The organism is Streptomyces sp. NPDC026673 (assembly GCF_040638135.1).
Lineage (GTDB): Bacteria > Actinomycetota > Actinomycetes > Streptomycetales > Streptomycetaceae > Actinacidiphila.
In genome coordinates this window covers 239643-257711 of the sequence record NZ_JBEZXR010000005.1, presented here as the reverse complement: position 1 = coordinate 257711, position 18069 = coordinate 239643, and the positions used below count along the sequence as shown (strand labels likewise).

General features: G+C 71.9%; 13 protein-coding genes. 3 read left to right on the top strand and 10 right to left on the bottom strand.

Annotated features, from left to right (window positions below; all coding sequences use genetic code 11):
• Positions 1–979: 979 nt before the first annotated feature.
• Entirely contained in the window at positions 980–3232 is a 2253-nt protein-coding gene (locus AB0F62_RS06860; protein ID WP_361792942.1) for an ATP-binding protein, read from the bottom strand.
• 287 nt (positions 3233–3519) lie between these two features.
• Here AB0F62_RS06860 and gabT point away from each other — a divergent pair, with 287 nt between their 5' ends.
• Positions 3520–4851, top strand: coding sequence for a 4-aminobutyrate--2-oxoglutarate transaminase (gene gabT / locus AB0F62_RS06855; RefSeq protein ID WP_361792940.1), 1332 nt, complete (start codon positions 3520–3522; stop codon positions 4849–4851).
• A gap of 346 nt (positions 4852–5197) precedes the next feature.
• A complete protein-coding gene (locus AB0F62_RS06850) occupies positions 5198–5827 on the top strand; it encodes a phosphatase PAP2 family protein (protein ID WP_361792938.1) in 630 nt (209 codons plus the stop codon).
• On the opposite strand, the gene AB0F62_RS06845 is transcribed toward AB0F62_RS06850, so the two are convergent.
• The 9 genes from AB0F62_RS06845 to AB0F62_RS06805 form a co-directional block, all read right to left on the bottom strand.
• Complete coding sequence (locus AB0F62_RS06845; RefSeq protein WP_361792936.1) at positions 5799–7304, bottom strand: CoA-acylating methylmalonate-semialdehyde dehydrogenase; 1506 nt, start codon at positions 7302–7304, stop codon at positions 5799–5801. The two genes, AB0F62_RS06850 and AB0F62_RS06845, sit on opposite strands and share 29 nt — an antisense overlap.
• A 90-nt stretch (positions 7305–7394) precedes the next feature.
• Positions 7395–8087, bottom strand: coding sequence for a nucleotidyl transferase AbiEii/AbiGii toxin family protein (locus tag AB0F62_RS06840; RefSeq protein ID WP_361792934.1), 693 nt, complete (start codon positions 8085–8087; stop codon positions 7395–7397).
• Between the two features lie 153 nt (positions 8088–8240).
• A complete protein-coding gene (locus tag AB0F62_RS06835) occupies positions 8241–8711 on the bottom strand; it encodes a hypothetical protein (RefSeq protein ID WP_361792932.1) in 471 nt (156 codons plus the stop codon).
• A gap of 142 nt (positions 8712–8853) precedes the next feature.
• The gene (locus AB0F62_RS06830) at positions 8854–10248 is read right to left on the bottom strand and encodes an FAD-dependent oxidoreductase (RefSeq protein ID WP_361792930.1); all 1395 of its coding nucleotides are present in this window, start codon (positions 10246–10248) and stop codon (positions 8854–8856) included.
• A gap of 35 nt (positions 10249–10283) precedes the next feature.
• A complete protein-coding gene (locus AB0F62_RS06825; protein WP_361792928.1) occupies positions 10284–11084 on the bottom strand; it encodes an ABC transporter permease in 801 nt (266 codons plus the stop codon).
• Positions 11084–12019, bottom strand: a complete 936-nt coding sequence (locus tag AB0F62_RS06820; protein ID WP_361792926.1) for an ABC transporter permease — start codon at positions 12017–12019, stop codon at positions 11084–11086. The genes AB0F62_RS06825 and AB0F62_RS06820 overlap by 1 nt, the downstream gene beginning before the upstream one ends.
• Positions 12019–13203, bottom strand: coding sequence for an ABC transporter ATP-binding protein (locus tag AB0F62_RS06815; RefSeq protein ID WP_361792924.1), 1185 nt, complete (start codon positions 13201–13203; stop codon positions 12019–12021). The genes AB0F62_RS06820 and AB0F62_RS06815 overlap by 1 nt, the downstream gene beginning before the upstream one ends.
• A 29-nt stretch (positions 13204–13232) precedes the next feature.
• Entirely contained in the window at positions 13233–14465 is a 1233-nt protein-coding gene (locus AB0F62_RS06810; protein WP_361792922.1) for a spermidine/putrescine ABC transporter substrate-binding protein, read from the bottom strand.
• 88 nt (positions 14466–14553) lie between these two features.
• Positions 14554–16071 (bottom strand): gamma-aminobutyraldehyde dehydrogenase, encoded by a 1518-nt coding sequence (locus tag AB0F62_RS06805; RefSeq protein WP_361792920.1) that lies wholly within the window; start codon positions 16069–16071, stop codon positions 14554–14556.
• 281 nt (positions 16072–16352) lie between these two features.
• On the opposite strand from AB0F62_RS06805, the gene AB0F62_RS06800 reads away from it, so the two are divergent.
• Positions 16353–18050: a PucR family transcriptional regulator ligand-binding domain-containing protein gene (locus AB0F62_RS06800; RefSeq protein WP_361792919.1), complete on the top strand. Its 1698-nt coding sequence runs from the start codon at positions 16353–16355 to the stop codon at positions 18048–18050.
• Positions 18051–18069 lie beyond the last annotated feature (19 nt).

Here is an 18069-nt window from a genome sequence, read left to right as displayed (position 1 = left end):
TTCTGGACCGCATATTTATGTGCATGGCGGGCGGTCCAGGTAGGTGCCGTCCGTGCCGCACAACAAATACACGTAAGTGTCCAGAACGCCCACCCCTCCGACCCCGCCCCCTCCGTCTCGTAGCGCGCCTGATCCCCGGAGGGAGTGACATGGAAGGGGCCCCTCCGCCAACCAAAGCGCGCCGCCACAACGGGGGCAGCGCAGCGCCTCCGGGAAGGAATCACAGAGGGCCCACTCCGGTGGGACAAGGGGGTAGTTGGAGCGGCGTGGCCCGACCGGCTCCGGCGCCTCCGCTTCGGAGCCGCCCGGTGCGTGCTGCTGCGGGCCGCCCGGCGATCGCCACTGGCCCCGCCTAGGAGAGTCCCAACAGGGCATCCTGCGGCAGGAATTCAGGCCGTCATGCCGGCAAGGGTGCCTTCTCGCGTCGCCATGGCCGCACTCTGGTGCGGTGCCTGTCTCCACGGGATCCATCTCGGGAGATGCCCCAGACCCGAGACCCGGAAGATCTGGAGCCGGGATGACGCAGAGCGCGAAAAGCCCGTGCCCAACTACTCCCTTGTTCCACCGGAGTAGGTCCTGTGCAATCCCTTGCGCTGCACCGCCCCCGTTGCGGCGGCGCATTCTGGTCGGCGGAGGGGTTCTTTCCGTTTCACCCCCACCGGGGATCAGGCGCGCTACGAGACGGAGGGGGCGGGGGAGTTGGGGGCACCCCCGGCCGAAGGCTGGGGGAGGGTGGGCGTTCTGGACACTGGGCGTATTTGTGTGCGGCACCCGGGGCAAGAAGAGCAGGTGCCCGCCACGCACGTAAATATGCGTCCAGAATGCCCAGCCCCGGAGGCCCCGCACCCGGCCCACCCACACACGCAGCGGCGCGGTCACTGACCGCGCCGGGCAATCGGGAGGGCGGGCGGGGGAGAAACCCCAACCGCAACCACAACGCACCCGCACACGAGGCACGGGCCGCAGGCACGACGACCCCTCAGGCCCGCAAATCGACGAGCACGGGGGGCGCATGCTCCCCCTGCACCGCGGTCAACGACACAACGGCATGCCCCGCAGGGACCCCGTGGGCCAGGTCCGACGCGGACCACCGCTCGCGCTCGACCCGCCGCACCGTCACGGACTCCGCCGTGACCGCCTTCCCGGTCACCAGCCGCCGCACCGTGTGCAGAGCCCGGGTCAGGGGTTCGTCCGCGATGATCTGCCGGTTGGTCACGTCCTGGACGTCGACCCATTCCTTGCCCCAGACCTCCGCGAACCGCGCGCCGTCCCAGGCCGTGACGCCCGCCAGGGCGGCCCGGCAGCCGACGGCGCCCAGCAGGGTGCCGCGCAGTGCCTCGGGGACGTCGTCCAGGGTCCGCAGCGTGAGCACCGCGCCGGCGTTGGCGGAGCGCATGCGCTGCAGGCCGCGTACGGACTCGGCGGTCACCGTGTGGGAGGCGTCATCGAGGACGAGGCAGGCGAACAGGGAACGGTCCTGCCGCGCTGCCGCGCACTCGGCGAACTGGGCCAGGACGAGCCGCGCCAGCATCCGGGAGACCTCGGCGTGGCCCCGCTCGGGCAGGTCGATACGGACCCGCAGCGGGTGCTCCAGGCCGCGCAGCGAGAAGGGGTGGCTGCCGCCCGTGGTGTCGAAGAACCCCGCGAAGGCGGGCCGGTCGAGCAGCGCGATGCGGTCGGCGAGCAGGGGGCCCGCGTCGCCCGGGCGCGCGGACTGCCGTTCCCGCGCGTCGAGTTCCCGCAACTGGGCCTGGGCGGCGGCGCCGCGGTCCGTCAGGGCCGAGCGCAGCGCGGCCAGTGCCGAGGGCGTGCCGTCGAGGAGTTCGCGCAGTTCGGGAACGGAGGGGAAGCGGCCGTGGGCGGCGTGGAAGGGCCCGAGGAGCTGCGCGAGCGCGGTGGCGGCCCGCCGGCTGTCGCCGCCGGGCAGGGCCGCGGCGAGGTCGCCGACGAGCGCCTCGGCGAGGAAGCCCGCGGCCTCGTCGGGATCGGTGGTGCCCCCGTAGAGATCGAGGTCGTACGCCGAGTCGGGGTGGCCGATCTTGACGACGACGTCGAAGGCGTCGTCCGGGGCCAGCCGCGCCCCCTCGGTGCCGACCACGACGACGGCCGCGCGTCCGGCGAGGGCCTGCAGGCACAGGGACTCCAGGGCGGGCCGCACGATGCGTACGGTCTTGCCGGAGCCGGGCGGTCCGACGGCCAGCAGGGACGTGCCGAGGACGGTCGGGTCGAGGGCGTAGCCGGCGCCTCGGTGGGAGCGGGGGTTGCGCTCGTCGTCGGGGGCGGCGCCGATGCGGACCTGGCCGGCGAGCAGATCGTGGCGGGCGGCGCGGGCGGGCAGGTCGCGGGCGCCGGACGGGTGGGCGCAGGCGGCCGCCCCGTACCGCAGGACGGTGTCGGTGAAGGCGGTGAGCCGGCCGGGTTCGGAGCGTACGGACTGCCAGGCGCGGGCGATGCGCGCGAAGTCGACGTCGTTCATCAGCCCGGAGCGCGCGTCCTCGGCGAGCCGGTCCGCGGCGTCGGCGGCACCGCCCTGGCGGAGCGCCGGGAAGGCTGCCGGGTCCTGGGCGGGGTCGGCGGGCTCGTGGCCCGCGGCCGTCCGCTCCTCCTCCCGGGCCCGCCGGAGCGGCACGGAGATGTGGCGCCGCCACAGCTCCGCCCAGCGGCCGACCCGGGCGAAGAAGACCAGCAGAGCGCCGCCGATGATCGCGTAGTAGAGGTACGAGGCCCAGAGGTAGGCGGTCTGGTTGCCGCCCGACGCGCGCCAGGACTCGGGGGTGAGGGCGAGTAGCGGCCAGAGCCAGTAGCTGCCGAGGTAGCCGTTCCAGAGCAGGGACCACAGGAGCCAGCCGCCGAGGAAGGAGATCAACGCGCCGGCGACGAGCTGGCGGCCCGGCACGGCGTCGGGGTCGTCGGCGGGCCGCGGCCGGTGGCCGAGGCGCCAGACGCCGGGGGCGGCGGGCGGGCGCGGGGCCCGGAGCCAGGCGAGGAAGCCGGACCCGTCGGGCGCGGCGGCCGGTGCGGGGGGTGCCGGGGCGTGCCACGCGGCGGCTCCCGGGCGGGCTCCGGGCAGCGGGTGCGGGGGCGGTCCGGGGGGCAGCGGGGGCGGGACCGGGGCGGGGCCCTGGCCGCCGTCGCGCCATGTGCGGGCGTCCTGGTCGCCCGGGTCGGCGGGGCCCGGGCGGGCGCCGGGTACGGGCGGGGGCCCGGCGTGCGCGGGCGGGGTGCCCGGCATCGGCCGGGCACCCGGTACGGGCGGTGTGCCCGGCTGCGGGCCCGGGCCTCCGGGTGAAGGCGCCGCGGGCTTCTCGTGCGTACCGTCGATGTCCATCGCGTGTGCCACCCCTCGCAGGTCCGCACTCAATGTAGTCGAGTGGCCACCGCAGTCTGAAGGATCTTGGCACCCTCATGTCCGCCACGTCGAAGAGCCATTCCGCAGTGCGCCCTATCGGAGTGTGCGGGGCCCCGCCGTACGGGCTTAGCCTGCGAGAAAAGACCACGGTTCGAAGGAGTACGCCCGCCATGACCGATCTGGCCCAGGAGCGCCGACTCGTCACCCCGATCCCCGGCCCCAAGTCGCAGGCGCTGCTGGCGCGCAAGACGGCGGCGGTCGCCAACGGTGTCGGCGTGACCCTGCCCGTCTTCGTCACCCGCGCCGGCGGCGGTGTCCTGGAGGACGTGGACGGCAACTCCCTGATCGACTTCGGCTCCGGCATCGCGGTGACCTCGGTCGGCAACAGCGCCGAGGCCGTGGTGCGCCGGGCCTCCGCGCAGCTGGCCGACTTCACCCACACCTGTTTCATGGTGACGCCGTACGAGGGCTACGTGGAGGTCGCCGAGGCCCTCAACGAGCTGACCCCGGGCGACCACGAGAAGCGCACCGCGCTGTTCAACTCGGGCGCCGAGGCCGTCGAGAACGCGGTGAAGATCGCCCGGGCCTACACCAAGCGCCAGGCCGTGGTCGTCTTCGACCACGGCTACCACGGCCGCACCAACCTCACGATGGCGCTGACGGCGAAGAACATGCCGTACAAGCACTCGTTCGGCCCGTTCGCGCCCGAGGTCTACCGCATGCCGCTGGCCTACCCGTACCGGTGGCTGACCGGCGCGGAGAACTGCGCGGAGGAGGCGGCGGCCCAGGCGATCGACATGATCACCAAGCAGGTCGGCGCCGAGAACGTGGCGGCGATCGTGATCGAGCCCATCCTGGGCGAGGGCGGCTTCATCGAGCCGGCCAAGGGCTTCCTGCCGAAGCTGGCGGAGTTCGCCCGGGCGAACGGCATCGTCTTCGTCGCGGACGAGATCCAGACCGGCTTCTGCCGCACCGGCCAGTGGTTCGCCTGTGAGGACGAGGGCATCGTCCCGGACCTGATCACCACCGCCAAGGGCATCGCCGGCGGTCTGCCGCTGGCCGCGGTGACCGGCCGTGCCGAGATCATGGACGCCGCGCACTCCGGCGGCCTGGGCGGCACCTACGGCGGCAACCCGGTGGCCTGCGCCGCCGCGCTCGGCGCCATCGAGACGATGAAGGAGCAGGACCTCAACGGCAAGGCCCGCCGCATCGGCGAGATCATGCTGGGCCGGCTGCGCGGCATGCAGGAGAAGTTCGACGTCATCGGCGAGGTCCGCGGCCGCGGCGGCATGATCGCGATCGAACTGGTGGAGCCCGGCGGCAAGAACCCGAACCCCGCGGTGACCGCCGCCGTCGCCAAGGCCTGCCACGCCGAGGGCCTGGTGGTCCTGACCTGTGGCACCTACGGCAACGTGCTGCGCTTCCTGCCGCCCCTGGTCATTGGGGAGGACCTCCTCAACGAGGGCCTGGACATCATCGAGAGCGCGTTCGCCCGCCTGTGATCAGGTGGTTCGCCCGTGACCGAGCGTGTACGACACACAGCGTGAAGAACGTGTGCGGGCCTGATGGCGGGAGGGTGCAACCCCTGCCGGGCGGCTCGCCGGTGACGTACGGTTTCCGCAGATGGAAGAAACACCCCGTCTGCGGAAGTCCGCGGGCGACACTTTGCCGGTGACTCCCCATCACCGGCACAGCAGTGCCCTCGCGCACAGCGCCGAAGCCGAAGGCTCCGGCAATCCTCGCCGATCGGTCGGCCGCTTGCCCCAAACCCCCCGGGGCGGGCGGTACGGCGATCGTTCTGGCCGCCCCGGAACTCTCCCCCCTGTTCCGGGGCGGCCAACTTCTCTGGTGGCCGTCGTGTGCACGGCGCTCTTCGGACTGCTGACCTGGCAGGAGGCGATACGAGGGCGCCTGCTGGCACTGGACGGGCCGGTGCGCTCCGCCCTCGCGGGACCTTCTCTCCGTCCCGCCGACCGCTCCCCCGTGGGCCAGTTCCTGGCCGATCTCGGCAACGCCCAGGTCGCGGTACCCGTGCTGCTCCTTGCGATGGCCTACACCATGCGGCGGGCCCGGCGCGCCGGACTGCGCCGCGCGTGGCTGCCGCCCGTGGCGTACGCGGTGGTGATGGCCCTGGTACCGCTGCTGGTCAGCCTGGTCAAACAGCAGATCGGCCGGGCCGGCCCCGGCTCGCTGACCCTCTCCCCCGGCTATCCCGGGCTGTACCCCTCCGGCCACACCGCCACAGCGGCCGTCGCCTACGGCGGGGCCGTGCTGCTCCTGCTGCCCTGGCTGGTACGCACAGCGGCACGGCGGCTGCTGGTCGCGGCCGCCGTGCTGCTCAATGGCGCGGTCGGGGTCTCCCTGGTCTACTGCGGCTACCACTGGCCGCTCGACGTCGTGGGGAGCTGGCTGCTGTGCGGCGCCCTGCTGGCGGGCGCCGCCCTGGCGGTCAGTTGTTGGTCGGGAAACCGAGGTTGATGCCGCCGTGGCTCGGGTCGAGCCACCGCTGGGTGACGGCCTTGCCGCGAGTGAAGAAGTGGACGCCGTCCGGGCCGTAGGCGTGGGTGTCGCCGAAGAGCGAGGCCTTCCAGCCGCCGAAGGAGTAGTAGGCCACGGGCACCGGGATCGGCACGTTGATGCCGACCATGCCGACCTCGACGTCGTGCTGGAAGCGCCGGGCCGCGCCGCCGTCGTTGGTGAAGATGGCCGTGCCGTTGCCATAGGGGTTGGAGTTGATCAGCTCCAGGCCCTCGTCGTACGAGCCCACGCGGACCACGGACAGGACCGGGCCGAAGATCTCGTCGTTGTAGACGGACATGCCGGGCTTGACGTCGTCGAAGAGGGTCGGGCCGAGCCAGAAGCCGTCCTCGGTGTCGTCGCCGGTGACGGCGTGCGCGCGTCCGTCGACGGCGAGGGTCGCGCCGTCGGCGAGGCCGGCGTCGAGGTAGGACGTCACCTTGTCGCGGTGGGCGCCGGTGACCAGCGGGCCCATCTCGGACGCGGCGTTGCAGCCGGGGCCGACCGTGAGGCCGGCCATCCGCTCCTTGATCTTCTCGACCAGCTCGTCGCCGATCGGGTCGACCGCGACGAGGACGGACACGGCCATGCAGCGCTCGCCGGCCGCGCCGAAGCCGGCGTTGACGGCGGCGTCGGCGGCGAGTTCCAGGTCGGCGTCCGGCAGCACCAGCATGTGGTTCTTGGCGCCGCCCAGGGCCTGGACCCGCTTGCCGTAGCGGGTGCCGGTCTCGTAGACGTAGCGGGCGATCGGGGTGGAGCCGACGAAGGAGACGGACTTGACGTCCGGGTGCTCCAGGAGGCGGTCGACGGCGACCTTGTCACCGTGCACGACGTTGAAGACGCCGTCCGGCAGGCCGGCCCGCTTCCACAGCTCCGCGAGGAAATTGGCGGCGGACGGGTCCTTCTCGGAGGGCTTGACCACCACGGTGTTGCCCGCGGCGATGGCGATCGGGAAGAACCACATCGGCACCATGGCCGGGAAGTTGAAGGGCGAGATGATCGCGACCGGGCCGAGCGGCTGCCGGATCGAGTAGACGTCGATGCCGGTCGAGGCCTGCTCGGTGAAGCCGCCCTTGATGAGCTGCGGGATGCCGCACGCGTACTCGACGACCTCCAGGCCGCGGGCGATCTCGCCGAGCGCGTCGGAGTGCACCTTGCCGTGCTCGGAGACGATGATCGCGGCGAGCTCGTCGCGCTGGGCGTTGAGCAGCTCGCGGAAGGCGAAGAGCACCGAGGTGCGCTTGGCGACCGAGGCGTTCCGCCACTCCTTGAACGCGGCCGCGGCCGCACCCACGGCCTGGTCGACCTCGGCGATCGACGCGAAGTCCACCTGACCGGTCACCGCACCGGTCGCCGGGTCGTACACGTCCCCGTGCCGCTCCGCGGTGCCGGTCCACGCCCGTCCTGCGATCCAGTGCGTGATGTGCTTGTCGGTCACGGCGGACCTTCCTCTCCTCGTCTCCTGCCAGTCTCGTCAGAGCCGAGGACACCCTCAAGCACCAAGGTGTCGGCGTCCCCGCCGGGAGCTTTACAGGTCGTATAGGTCGTCGGGGTGCTCCATGCCCTCCATGAGGTCCAGCCGGATGTCCTGCGCCCAGTCGAAGGCCCAGCGCTTGACGGCGGCGGCGCCTTCCCCGTCCAGTCCCCGCGCGGCATACGCGGCGTCGTCGGCCTCGACGAGCTTGTCGAGCCGGTCGGCGAGGACGCGGGGCTGGAGGTCCTCGTCGAGGTGGACGGCCATCGCCAGCAGTTCCCCCGGCGGGAAGTACGCGCTGAGGGCGTGGACGTCGACCAGGTCGCCCACCTTGGCACGGTCGGCGACGGCGGCCACCTTGAGGGCGGCGCAGTCCTCCAGCGCCACCACCGGAACGGGCCGGGACAGGCCGAGGTCAAGGCGGACCGGGGGACGGGACAGCGGCTCCTTGGCCACATGGACCGCGTGGGCGGCGCCGCCCGGCGCGGTCGTCCCGAGATGGGCCGCCAGGGGTGTTCCCGGGAGTGGGGCCACGTCGTACCCCGCACCGGTGTACGCGGCCGCGAGCGCCGCGCCGATGTCGGCGGCCGGCGTGGAACTGAAGGTCACCAGGTCGAGGTGGCGGGAGGGACGTCGGTCGAAGCCGTGCGCGATCAGCGCGAGACCGCCCGCCACGGCGAGGCCGTGGTGCTCGCAGACGGGCAGGGCGGTCTCGACGAGGTGCGCCTGGCCGGGCGTGAGGGGCATGTCAGCCCACCACGGCGGTCGGCACGGCGAGGGCGGCGCGCCGGGGCGCGCCCGGGTATCCGGGGCCGCTCCGGGGCCGGCCGCGTTCCGTGCGGATCATGGCACCAGTGTCGCGCACGGGGGCCTACGGCCGGCGGGCCCCCGGGCGCGGGGTCACTCGCGCGGTTCACGGCCGCGCCGTCCCGCCAGGTGGGCCGCCGCCTCGTGCATGGCCAGTTCCAGGACGCCGGGGTCGGTGAGGGTGCCGGTGCCGTCCGGCGGCACGAGCCAGCGGACGCCGCCCGTCGCGCGACCGGGATAGGGGACCACGATCCAGGTGCCGGGGCCCGCGGTGCGGACCCCGGTGCCGATCCATCGGGCGGCGGTGCCCGGGGGCACGAAGTAGCCCATGCGGGAGTCGCCGAAGTCGGCGAGGACCGGGCCCGGGCGGTCGACGAGACGGGTGAGGACGTCGAGCGTCGGGTAGCCCAGTTCGCCGGTGAGGATGAGGACGTCCCACAGCCGCCCGGCGGGCAGGAGCGTCACCCCGAGGGGGTGGCGCTCCCATTCCCACCGGGTGGCGTCGGGGTCGGGTGCCACGGAAACCAGCCATTCGACCGCGCCCCGCGCGTCTGTGCCCACCATGCCGGTTCCTCCGTTCCGTGTGTGCGCTGTCGTGCTGTCACGCGGAGAGAGGGAGCCGCGGGCGGATCATTACGCGGGTTTCACCCGGCCCGATGGGGTGATCCGGATCACAGGGCGCGGCGGCCGGGGCGAGGCGGCCGGATCAGCTGTCGAAGCCGAGCCCGAGCCGGTCCATGGCCTTGAGCCACAGGTTGCGCCGGCCGGCGTTGCGGTCGGCGCGGTCCAGGGACCACTTGGTGAGGCCGATGCCCGCCCACGCCAGCGGCTCGGGCGGGAAGGGCAGCGGCTTCGTGCGGACCATCCGCAGCCCGGTGCGCTCGGTGCGCTCGCCGGAGAGCAGGTCGAGCATGACGTCGGCGCCGAAGCGGGTGGCGCCGACGCCGAGGCCGGTGTAGCCGGCGGCGTAGGCGACCTTTCCGTCGTGGGCGGTTCCGTAGAAGGCGGAGAAACGCGAGCAGGTGTCGATCGCGCCGCCCCACGCGTGGGTGAAGCGCACTCCCTCCAGCTGCGGGAAACAGCGGAAGAAGTGCCCGGCGAGCTTCAGATAGGTCTCCGGGCGTTCGTCGCGGGCGGCGTCGAGGCGGCCCCCGTAGGGGTAGATGGCGTCGTAGCCGCCCCACAGGACGCGGTTGTCGGCGGTGAGCCGGAAGTAGTGGAACTGGTTGGCGCTGTCGCCGAGCCCCTGGCGCTTCTTCCAGCCGATCGCGCCGAGCTGCTCGGGCGTCAGCGGCTCGGTCACCAGGGCGTAGTCGTACACGGGGACGACGTAATGGCGCACCCGGCGCACCAGCGAGGGGAAGACGTTGGTGCCGAGGGCGACGTGCCGGGCGAAGACCCGCCCGTAGGGGGTGCGGACGGCCATGCCGGAGCCGTTGCGGGCGAGTTCGGTGGCCCGGGTGTGCTCGTAGACGCGGACTCCCAGCTCCTCGCAGGCCCGCCGCAGGCCCCAGGCGAGCTTCGCCGGGTGCAGCATGGCGACGCCCGTACGGTCCCAGAGCCCGCCGACGAAGGTCGGCGAGTCGACCTCGGCGCGGACCTGGTCGCGGTCGAGCAGTTCCAGTTCGACGCCGTGCCGGGCGGCCTCCTCGGCGGCCGCCCGCAGGGCGTCGAACTGGTAGGGCTCGGTGGCGACGTCGATCTCGCCGGAGCGTTCGAAGTCGCAGTCGATGGAGTAGCGGGCCACCGCCTCCTCGATGCCGTCGAGGTTGCGGTTGCCCAGCTCCTCCAGCCGCCCGAACTCCTCGGGCCAGCGGGCGAGTCCGTTGGCCAGGCCGTGGGTGAGGCTGGCGGCGCAGAAGCCGCCGTTGCGGCCGGACGCCGCCCAGCCCACCTCCTTGCCCTCGATCAGGACGATGTCGCGGCGCGGGTCGCGCTCCTTGGCCAGCAACGCGGTCCACAGCCCTGTGTAGCCGCCGCCGACCACCAGCAGATCGCAGTGCTCGTCGCCGACGAGGGCGGATCCCGCCTGCGGCCTGCCGGGGTCCTCCAGCCAGAACGGTGTCGGCTGCGCGTCGGCGAGCGAACGGGCTGGATCCATGGGGGTCTCACACCTTTGCGGATGCGGTCGGCGGATTAACTATGGGCTTTCCTGCGGCGGCTGAGCAGCTGCCCGACGACGACGCAGAGCACCGCCGTGACGAACATCAGCGTGCCGATGACGTTCACCTGGACGGGCAGGCCCTTCTGGGCGGCGCCCCAGACGAACATCGGGAAGGTCACGGTGGCCGGGCCGGCGTTGAACTGCGTGATGATGAAGTCGTCGATGGAGATCGCGAAGCTCAGCAGCGCTCCCGCCGCGATGCCGGGGGCGGCGATCGGGAAGGTGATCCGCCAGAACGTCTGCCACGGCGTGGCGTACAGGTCCTGGGCGGCCTGCTCCAGTCGCGGGTCCATGCTCATCACCCGCGCCTTGACCGCCGTCACCACGAAGCTGAGGCAGAACATGATGTGCGCGATGAGGATCGTCAAGAAGCCGAACTGGATGCGCATGTTGAGGAACAGGGTGCCGAGCGAGGCACCCATGACGATCTCCGGCATCGCCATCGGCAGCCAGATCAGGCCGGTCACCGGGCCTCGGCCGCGGAAGCGGTAGCGGCCGAGCGCGAAGGCGACCATGGTGCCGAGGATCGTGGCGCCGAGGGTGGCGAGGACGGCGATCTGCAGGGACAGCGCCACCGAGTCGCACATGTCGCCGACACCGCAGGGGTTGGCCCAGGCGTCGAGCGAGAAGTGGTTCCAGGAGTAGTTGAAGCGTCCCTTGGGCTGGTTGAAGGAGAAGACCAGGACGATCACGTTGGGGATCGTCATGTAGGCGAGGGCGGCCACGCCCGCGAAGACGACGAGGTGCCGTCGCACCCAGGTGAGCACCGGCATCAGACCAGCTCCTCCGTCCCGGCCTTGCGGATGTAGACGGACACGATCACCAGGATCGCGGCCATGAGCATGAAGGACAGCGCGGCGGCGGTCGGGTAGTCGAGCACCGTGAGGAACTTGGACTGGATGACGTTGCCGATCATCTGCTCGCTGGGGCTGCCCAGCAGCTCGGCGTTGATGTAGTCGCCGGAGGCGGGGATGAAGGTGAGCAGCGTGCCGGCGACCACGCCGGGCAGCGACATCGGGAAGGTCACCTTGCGGAAGGTGGTGAAGGGGCGGGCGTACAGGTCGCCCGCCGCCTCGTGCAGCCGCGGGTCGATCCGCTCCAGCGAGGTGTAGAGCGGAAGGATCATGAAGGGCAGGAAGTTGTACGTCAGACCGCACACCACCGCCAGCGGGGTGGCGAGCACGCGGTCGTCGGCGGTGATGCCGAGGGACGCGGTGACGTTCAGGATGTGCAGCTTGTCCAGCGCGGTGACGACGTAGCCGTCGTCCGCGAGGATCGTCTTCCAGGCCAGGGTGCGGATCAGGAAGCTGGTGAAGAACGGCGCGATGACCATGACCAGCAGCACATTGCGCCAGCGCCCCGCCTTGAAGGCGATGGTGTACGCCAGCGGGTAGCCGATCGCCAGGCACAGCACGGTGGCGATGCCGGCGTAGATCAGCGAGCGCAGGTAGAAGACGTCGTATTCCCTGAACGCGTCCCAGTAGGTCGCGAAGTGCCAGGTGACCCGATAGCCCGTCTCCAGGGAGCCGGTCTGCACTGAGGTCGACGCCTGGTAGACCATCGGCGCCGCGAAGAAGACCAGCAGCCACAGGATGCCGGGCAGCAGCAGCCAGTACGGGACGAGTCTGCGCCGCCGGGCGGCGGCGCCGGACGGGACCGGCGGGGTCTCCTCCGGCGCCCCCGAGGGGGCGGTGGAAAGGGCGGCCATTACGCGCTGACCTCCCCGGCCTCGATGTCCTGCGCGGCGTCGAGACCGAAGGTGTGCGCGGGGTTCCAGTGCAGCACCACCTCGGCACCGGGGACCAGGCGGCCGTCGCGTTCCACGTTCGGCGCGAAGACGGCCAATTCCGGGCACCAGGGGCTGTTGACCACGTACTGGGTGGAGACCCCGATGAAGCTCGCGTCGACGATCCGGCCGGTGATCCTGTTGCGGCCTTCGGGGACCTCGGCGGCGTCGTCGGCGTGGAGGATGGTGATCTTCTCCGGGCGGACCCCGGCGAGGATCTTGTCGCCCGCCCGTACGGAGGGGACGCAGCGCGCGGTGGGCATCGCCAGGCGCCCGTCGCCGACGCTGAGCAGCAGGTCGTCACCGCCGGTCCCGGCGACCTCGGCCTCGATGAGGTTGGACTGGCCGAGGAAGTTGGCCACGAAGGTGGTGCTCGGGTTCTCGTACAGGTCGGTGGGGGCGCCGAGCTGCTCGATGCGGCCCGCGTTCATCACGGCGATGGTGTCGGCCATGGTCATGGCCTCTTCCTGGTCGTGCGTGACGTGCACGAAGGTGATGCCGACCTCGGTCTGGATGCGCTTGAGCTCCAGCTGCATCTGGCGGCGCAGCTTCAGGTCCAGGGCGCCCAGCGGCTCGTCGAGGAGCAGCACCCTGGGGTGGTTGATCAGGGCGCGGGCGACGGCGACACGCTGTTGCTGGCCGCCGGAGAGCTGGTGCGGCTTGCGGCGGGCGAGGTGGCCCAGTTCGACGAGGTCGAGCATGTCCCCGACCTGGGTCTTGACGGACTTGACGCCGCGGCGGCGCAGGCCGAAGGCGACGTTCTCGTAGATGTCGAGGTGCGGGAAGAGCGCGTAGTTCTGGAAGACCGTGTTGACCGGCCGCTTGTACGGCGGCAGGCCGGTGACGTCCTGGTCGCCGATGCGGACGGTGCCGCTGGTGGGGTCCTCCAGGCCGGCGATCATGCGCAGCGTGGTGGTCTTGCCGCAGCCGGAGGCGCCCAGGAGCGCGAAGAAGGAGCCTTCGGGGATGGTCAGGTCGAGTGGGTGGACGGCGGTGAAGTCGCCGTACTCCTTGCCGATGCCGGAGAGGGTCACGGCGCCGCCCGCGGAGGCGGGGCTCTTGCCGCCGGCCGGCTCGTCGGTGCGCGGTGCGGTCTGCTGGGTCATGTCGTCAGATCCCTAACTGCGGTGGCCGGTCAGGCGCCGATGAGCTTGGCGAACTTGTCCTCGAAGGCGGTCTCCTCCTTGGAGGAGAGCGACCGGAAGGGATGGGCCTTCGCCTTCATCTCCGCGTTGGGAATGATCAGCGGGTTGTTGGCCACGTCCTTGTCGATCTTGAGGAGCTCCTCGTACACGCCCGCGCAGGGCGTGATGTAGTTGACCCATGCCGCGAGCTCGGCGGCGATCGCGGGCTGGTAGTACCAGTCGATCAGCAGCTCGGCGTTCTTGCGGTGCTTCGAGCCCGCCGGAACCAGCATGTTGTCGGTGGAGTAGATGTAGCCGGCGGGCGGGATCACGAACTTGATCTCGGGGTTGTCGGCCTGCAGCTGGACCAGGTCGCCGGCCCAGGCCACGCACGCGGCGATGTTCCCCGAGGCGAGGCCGTCGGTGTACTCGTTGCCGGTGAACTGGCGGATCTGCTTGTTGTCCACGGCCTTCTGGACCCGGGCCACGGCCGCGTCGAAGTCGTCCGCGGTGAAGGACTCGGGCCGCTTGCCCATGTCCAGCAGGGTCATGCCTATGGTGTCGCGCATCTCGCTGAGCATCGCGACGCGCCCCTTGAGGTCGGGGTCGTCCAGCAGCTGGGAGACGCTGCCGACCTTCTTCCCCTTGGTGGCCTTCTCGTTGTACGCGATGACGGTGGCGATGCCCTGCCAGGGGTAGGAGTGAGCGCGTCCGGGGTCCCAGTCGGGGTTGCGGAAACGTTGCTCCAGGTTGGTGAACGCGTTCGGCAGGTAGGTCGGGTCCAGCGGCTGGGCCCAGCCCAGCCGGATCATCCGGGCGGCCATCCAGTCGGTGAGGACGACCAGGTCGCGGCCGGTGGACTGGCCCGCGGCGAGCTGCGGTTTGATCTTGGCGAAGAACTCGACGTTGTCGGTGATGTCGTCGCTGTACTTGACCTTGATCCCGGTCTTCTTCTCGAAGGCCTCCAGGGTCGGCATGTGCTTCTCGTCGTCGCTCATGTCGATGTAGAGCTGCCAGTTCGAGAAGACCAGCGACTTGTCCTTGTCGGACAGGTCGTCGCTCTTCACGCCGCCCTGGTTGTTGGTAGCGGCCGGGATGCCGCAGGCGGACAGCGCCCCGGCGCCCGCGACTCCCAGTCCGGCGCCGAGCACGCGGCGCCGGCTGAGCGAGGCCGCCCTCCCGTTGGCCAGGCTGCGTTCCCACGCTTTGCGTACGGGCTCGGACAGGCCCTCGAACATCTCCATTGCGGTGCGGCCTCCAGGGGCGGTGGTGCGTGGGACGGACGGGCTGGCGGGCCGGTGGGGGCGGTCCCGGAGGGCCGGCGGCCGAGGGTCAGCGGTCGCCGAAGATCGTGCGGTGCCAGTCCTTCCTGGCGACCGCGGTGTTGTCATACATCACGTGCTTGACCTGCGTGTACTCCTCCAGGGAATACGCCGACATGTCCTTGCCGTACCCGGAGGCCCGGTACCCCCCGTGCGGCATCTCGCTGATGATCGGGATGTGGTCGTTGACCCAGACGCATCCCGCCTTGATCTCACGGGTGGCACGGCCCGCGCGGAACACGTCACGGGTCCATGCGGACGCGGCCAGGCCGTACGGCGTGTCGTTGGCCAGGGCCAGACCTTCATCATCGCTGTCGAACGGCAGCACGACCAGTACCGGTCCGAAGATCTCGGACTGGACGATCTCGCTGTCCTGCGCGGCGCCGGTGACCAGCGTGGGCCGGTAGAAGGCGCCCGGCGAGGCGGGGGCCTCGCCGCCCGTGACGACCATGGCGTAGGAGCGGGCACGCTCCACGAAAGCGGCGACGCGGTCGCGCTGGACGTGGGAGATGAGCGGACCGAGGTCGGTCTTGGCGTCGAAGGGATCGCCCACGCGGATGCCGGAGAAGAGATCGGCGACCCCGGCGACGAAGGCGTCGTAGAGCGGGCGCTGCACATAGGCGCGGGTGGCCGCGGTGCAGTCCTGGCCGGTGTTGATCAGGGCGCCCGCGACCGCGCCGTGGACCGCCGCCTCCAGGTCGGCGTCGTCGAAGACGACGAAGGGCGCCTTGCCGCCGAGTTCCAGGTGGAGCCGCTTGACGGTGGCGGTGGCGATCTCCGCGACGCGCTTGCCGACCGCGGTGGATCCGGTGAAGGAGGTCATCGCGACGTCCGGGTGCCCCACGAGGTGCTCGCCCGCGTCCCTGCCGGCGCCGGTGACGATGTTGACCACGCCGGCCGGGATGCCCGCCTCGGTCGCCGCCTGCGCGAACATCAGCGAGGTCAGCGGGGTCAGCTCGGCCGGCTTGAGCACGATGGTGTTGCCCGCGGCGATCGCCGGGAGGATCTTCCAGGCGGCCATCTGCAGCGGGTAGTTCCACGGCGCGATGGAGCCCACGACGCCGACGGGCTCGCGCCGCACATAGGAGGTGTGGTCGCCCGAGTACTCCCCGGCGGCCTTGCCCTCCAGGTGGCGGGCCGCGCCCGCGAAGAACGCGGTGTTGTCGACGGTGCCCGGGACGTCGAACTCCGTGGTCAGCCGGAGCGGCTTGCCGCACTGCAGCGACTCGGCGTACGCGAACTCCGCGGCCTGCCCGGCCAGGACGGCGGCGAAGCGGTGCATGGCCTCGGATCGCTCGCCGGGGGTGGCGCCCGACCAGCCGGGCAGGGCCTCCTTCGCGGCGGCGACGGCGGCGTCCACGTCGGCGGTGCCGGCCAGTTCGCAGGAGTGGACGGTCTCGCCGGTGGCCGGGTCGACCACGGGGTGCCGCTGTCCCGAAGTGCCGCCGCGCAGGGTTCCGCCGATGTACTGGGCCCCCTCGGCGAAACGCTCCCGTACGTCGAACTCGCCGCTGGTGCCGGTGTCCATCGTCTTCTCCTCGCACTCCGCTGGTGGCGTGGCCAAAGCTTGGATTGGTGGACGATCCTGACAGAGTAGGCTCGCCCCAACAAGTGATTCCGTTGTTGCCTTTTGGTTACGCGACGAATTCTGTGTTCACTTGAGGGCCGACAACAGATCGTCACGCTGGACGATGCCGGGCGCCGCGCGTGCCGGGCAACGGACACATCGCATGCCGTCTCCCCGGGGCCTTTACACCCTGGAGCTACCGTGACAGGGCAGCCCGCCCCGTTCCGCCCCGGAGGTCACCCGTGTTTCCCACCGTCGCCGAGGTCCTGGGACTGGACGTGCTCAGGCGGGGTTCGCCGCAGGTGGTCGCGGGCTCCGACGGACTGCAGCACCCGGTGCGCTGGGTGCACATCAGCGAACTCGCCGACATCGCGGGCATGCTGCACGGCGGCGAGCTGGTGCTCACCACGGGCGTGATGCTGCCCGACGACAAGGAGTCCCTGGCGCGCTACATCGACGACCTCGCCGACGTCGGCGCCGCCGGCCTGGTCGTCGAGCTGGGCCGGCGCTACGCCGACACCCTGCCGCGCCCGCTGGTCCGGGCGGCGGAACGACGCGGACTGCCGCTGGCGGTGCTCCGTACCGAGGTCCGCTTCGTGGCGGTCACCGAGGCGGTGCACGCCCATGTCGTCGACGCCCAGCTGACGGAACTGAGGGCCTCCGAGGCGGTGCACCAGACCTTCAACGAGCTGTCCGTCGAGGGCGCGGAGCCCGACGAGGTCGTCCGGGAGGTGGCCCGGATGGCGGGCGCGCCGGTCGTGCTGGAGAACCTCTCCCACCAGGTGCTCGCCTTCGACCCGGCGGGCCGGGACCCGCAGGCCCTGCTCGACGGCTGGGAACGGCGCAGCCGCGGGGTCCGTCCCGCCGGACGCACCGGCCACGACCCGCGGTCGGGCTGGCTGGTCACCGCGGTCGGGGCGCGCGGCCGCGACTGGGGCCGCCTGATCGTCGTCGGCGAACCCGCTCCGGACGCGGCCCCCGAGTCCGACGAGCGCCCGCACCGGCACACCGTGCTGCTGGAGCGCGGAGCCGCGACCCTCGCGCTGAACCGTCTGCTGGAGCGCGACCGCGAGTCGCTGGAGCGGCAGACCCACCGGACCCTGCTCTCCGGCATCCTCACCCATGCCCTCACCGTCTCCGATGTGGCGCTGCGCGCCCGGGCGCTGGGTCTGCCGCTGGAGGGCCGCCGGCTGGTCGGAGTCATGCTGCGGCTGCGCGGCGGTCCGGCGTCGGCGGCGCTGGAAGCGCAGGCCCGGCTGCGGGACTTCACCGAGACCGCCGCCCAGGCCGTGCGCGAACGCGGACTGACCGCGCTCACCGGCACGCTCGACGACGGCGGTGTCGGCGTGCTGGTCTCCCTCGGCCCCTCCGACGACGAGCACACCGCGCTGGAGGACTTCGCCGCCGCGCTCACCCGGCTGACCGAACCCGCTCCCGACGGCGGACCCGCCTTCGTCATGGCGGCGGGGTCCTCGGTCGGCTCCCTGCGCGACGCCCGCCGCACCCTGCTGGAGGCGGCGCAGGTCGCGGAGGCCGCGATGCACGGGGGACGCGGTGAGGGCGGCCGGACACAGCCCTCCGACAAGAAGGTGGTGGCGGGCGGCGGGCGGGCCTACTACCGGCTGCCGGACGTCCGGCTGCGCGGGCTGCTGCACCTGCTGCGCGACGACGCCCGGCTGCAGACCTACGTGGAGCGCGAACTCGGGCCGCTGCTGGCATACGACGCCGAGCACGGCACGGACCTCGTCCGCATCCTCACCGTCTACCTGGACAGCGGCCGCAACAAGTCGGCCGCGGCCGACGCCGCGCACCTGTCGCGGCCGTCCTTCTACGACCGGCTGCACCGGGTGGAACGCATCCTCGGCATCGACCTCGACCAGGTGGAGTCCTGCCTGTCGCTGCACGTCGCGCTGCTCGCGCTGGAGGCGGTCCGGCGCTGAGCCGCGCGGCGCCGCCGGG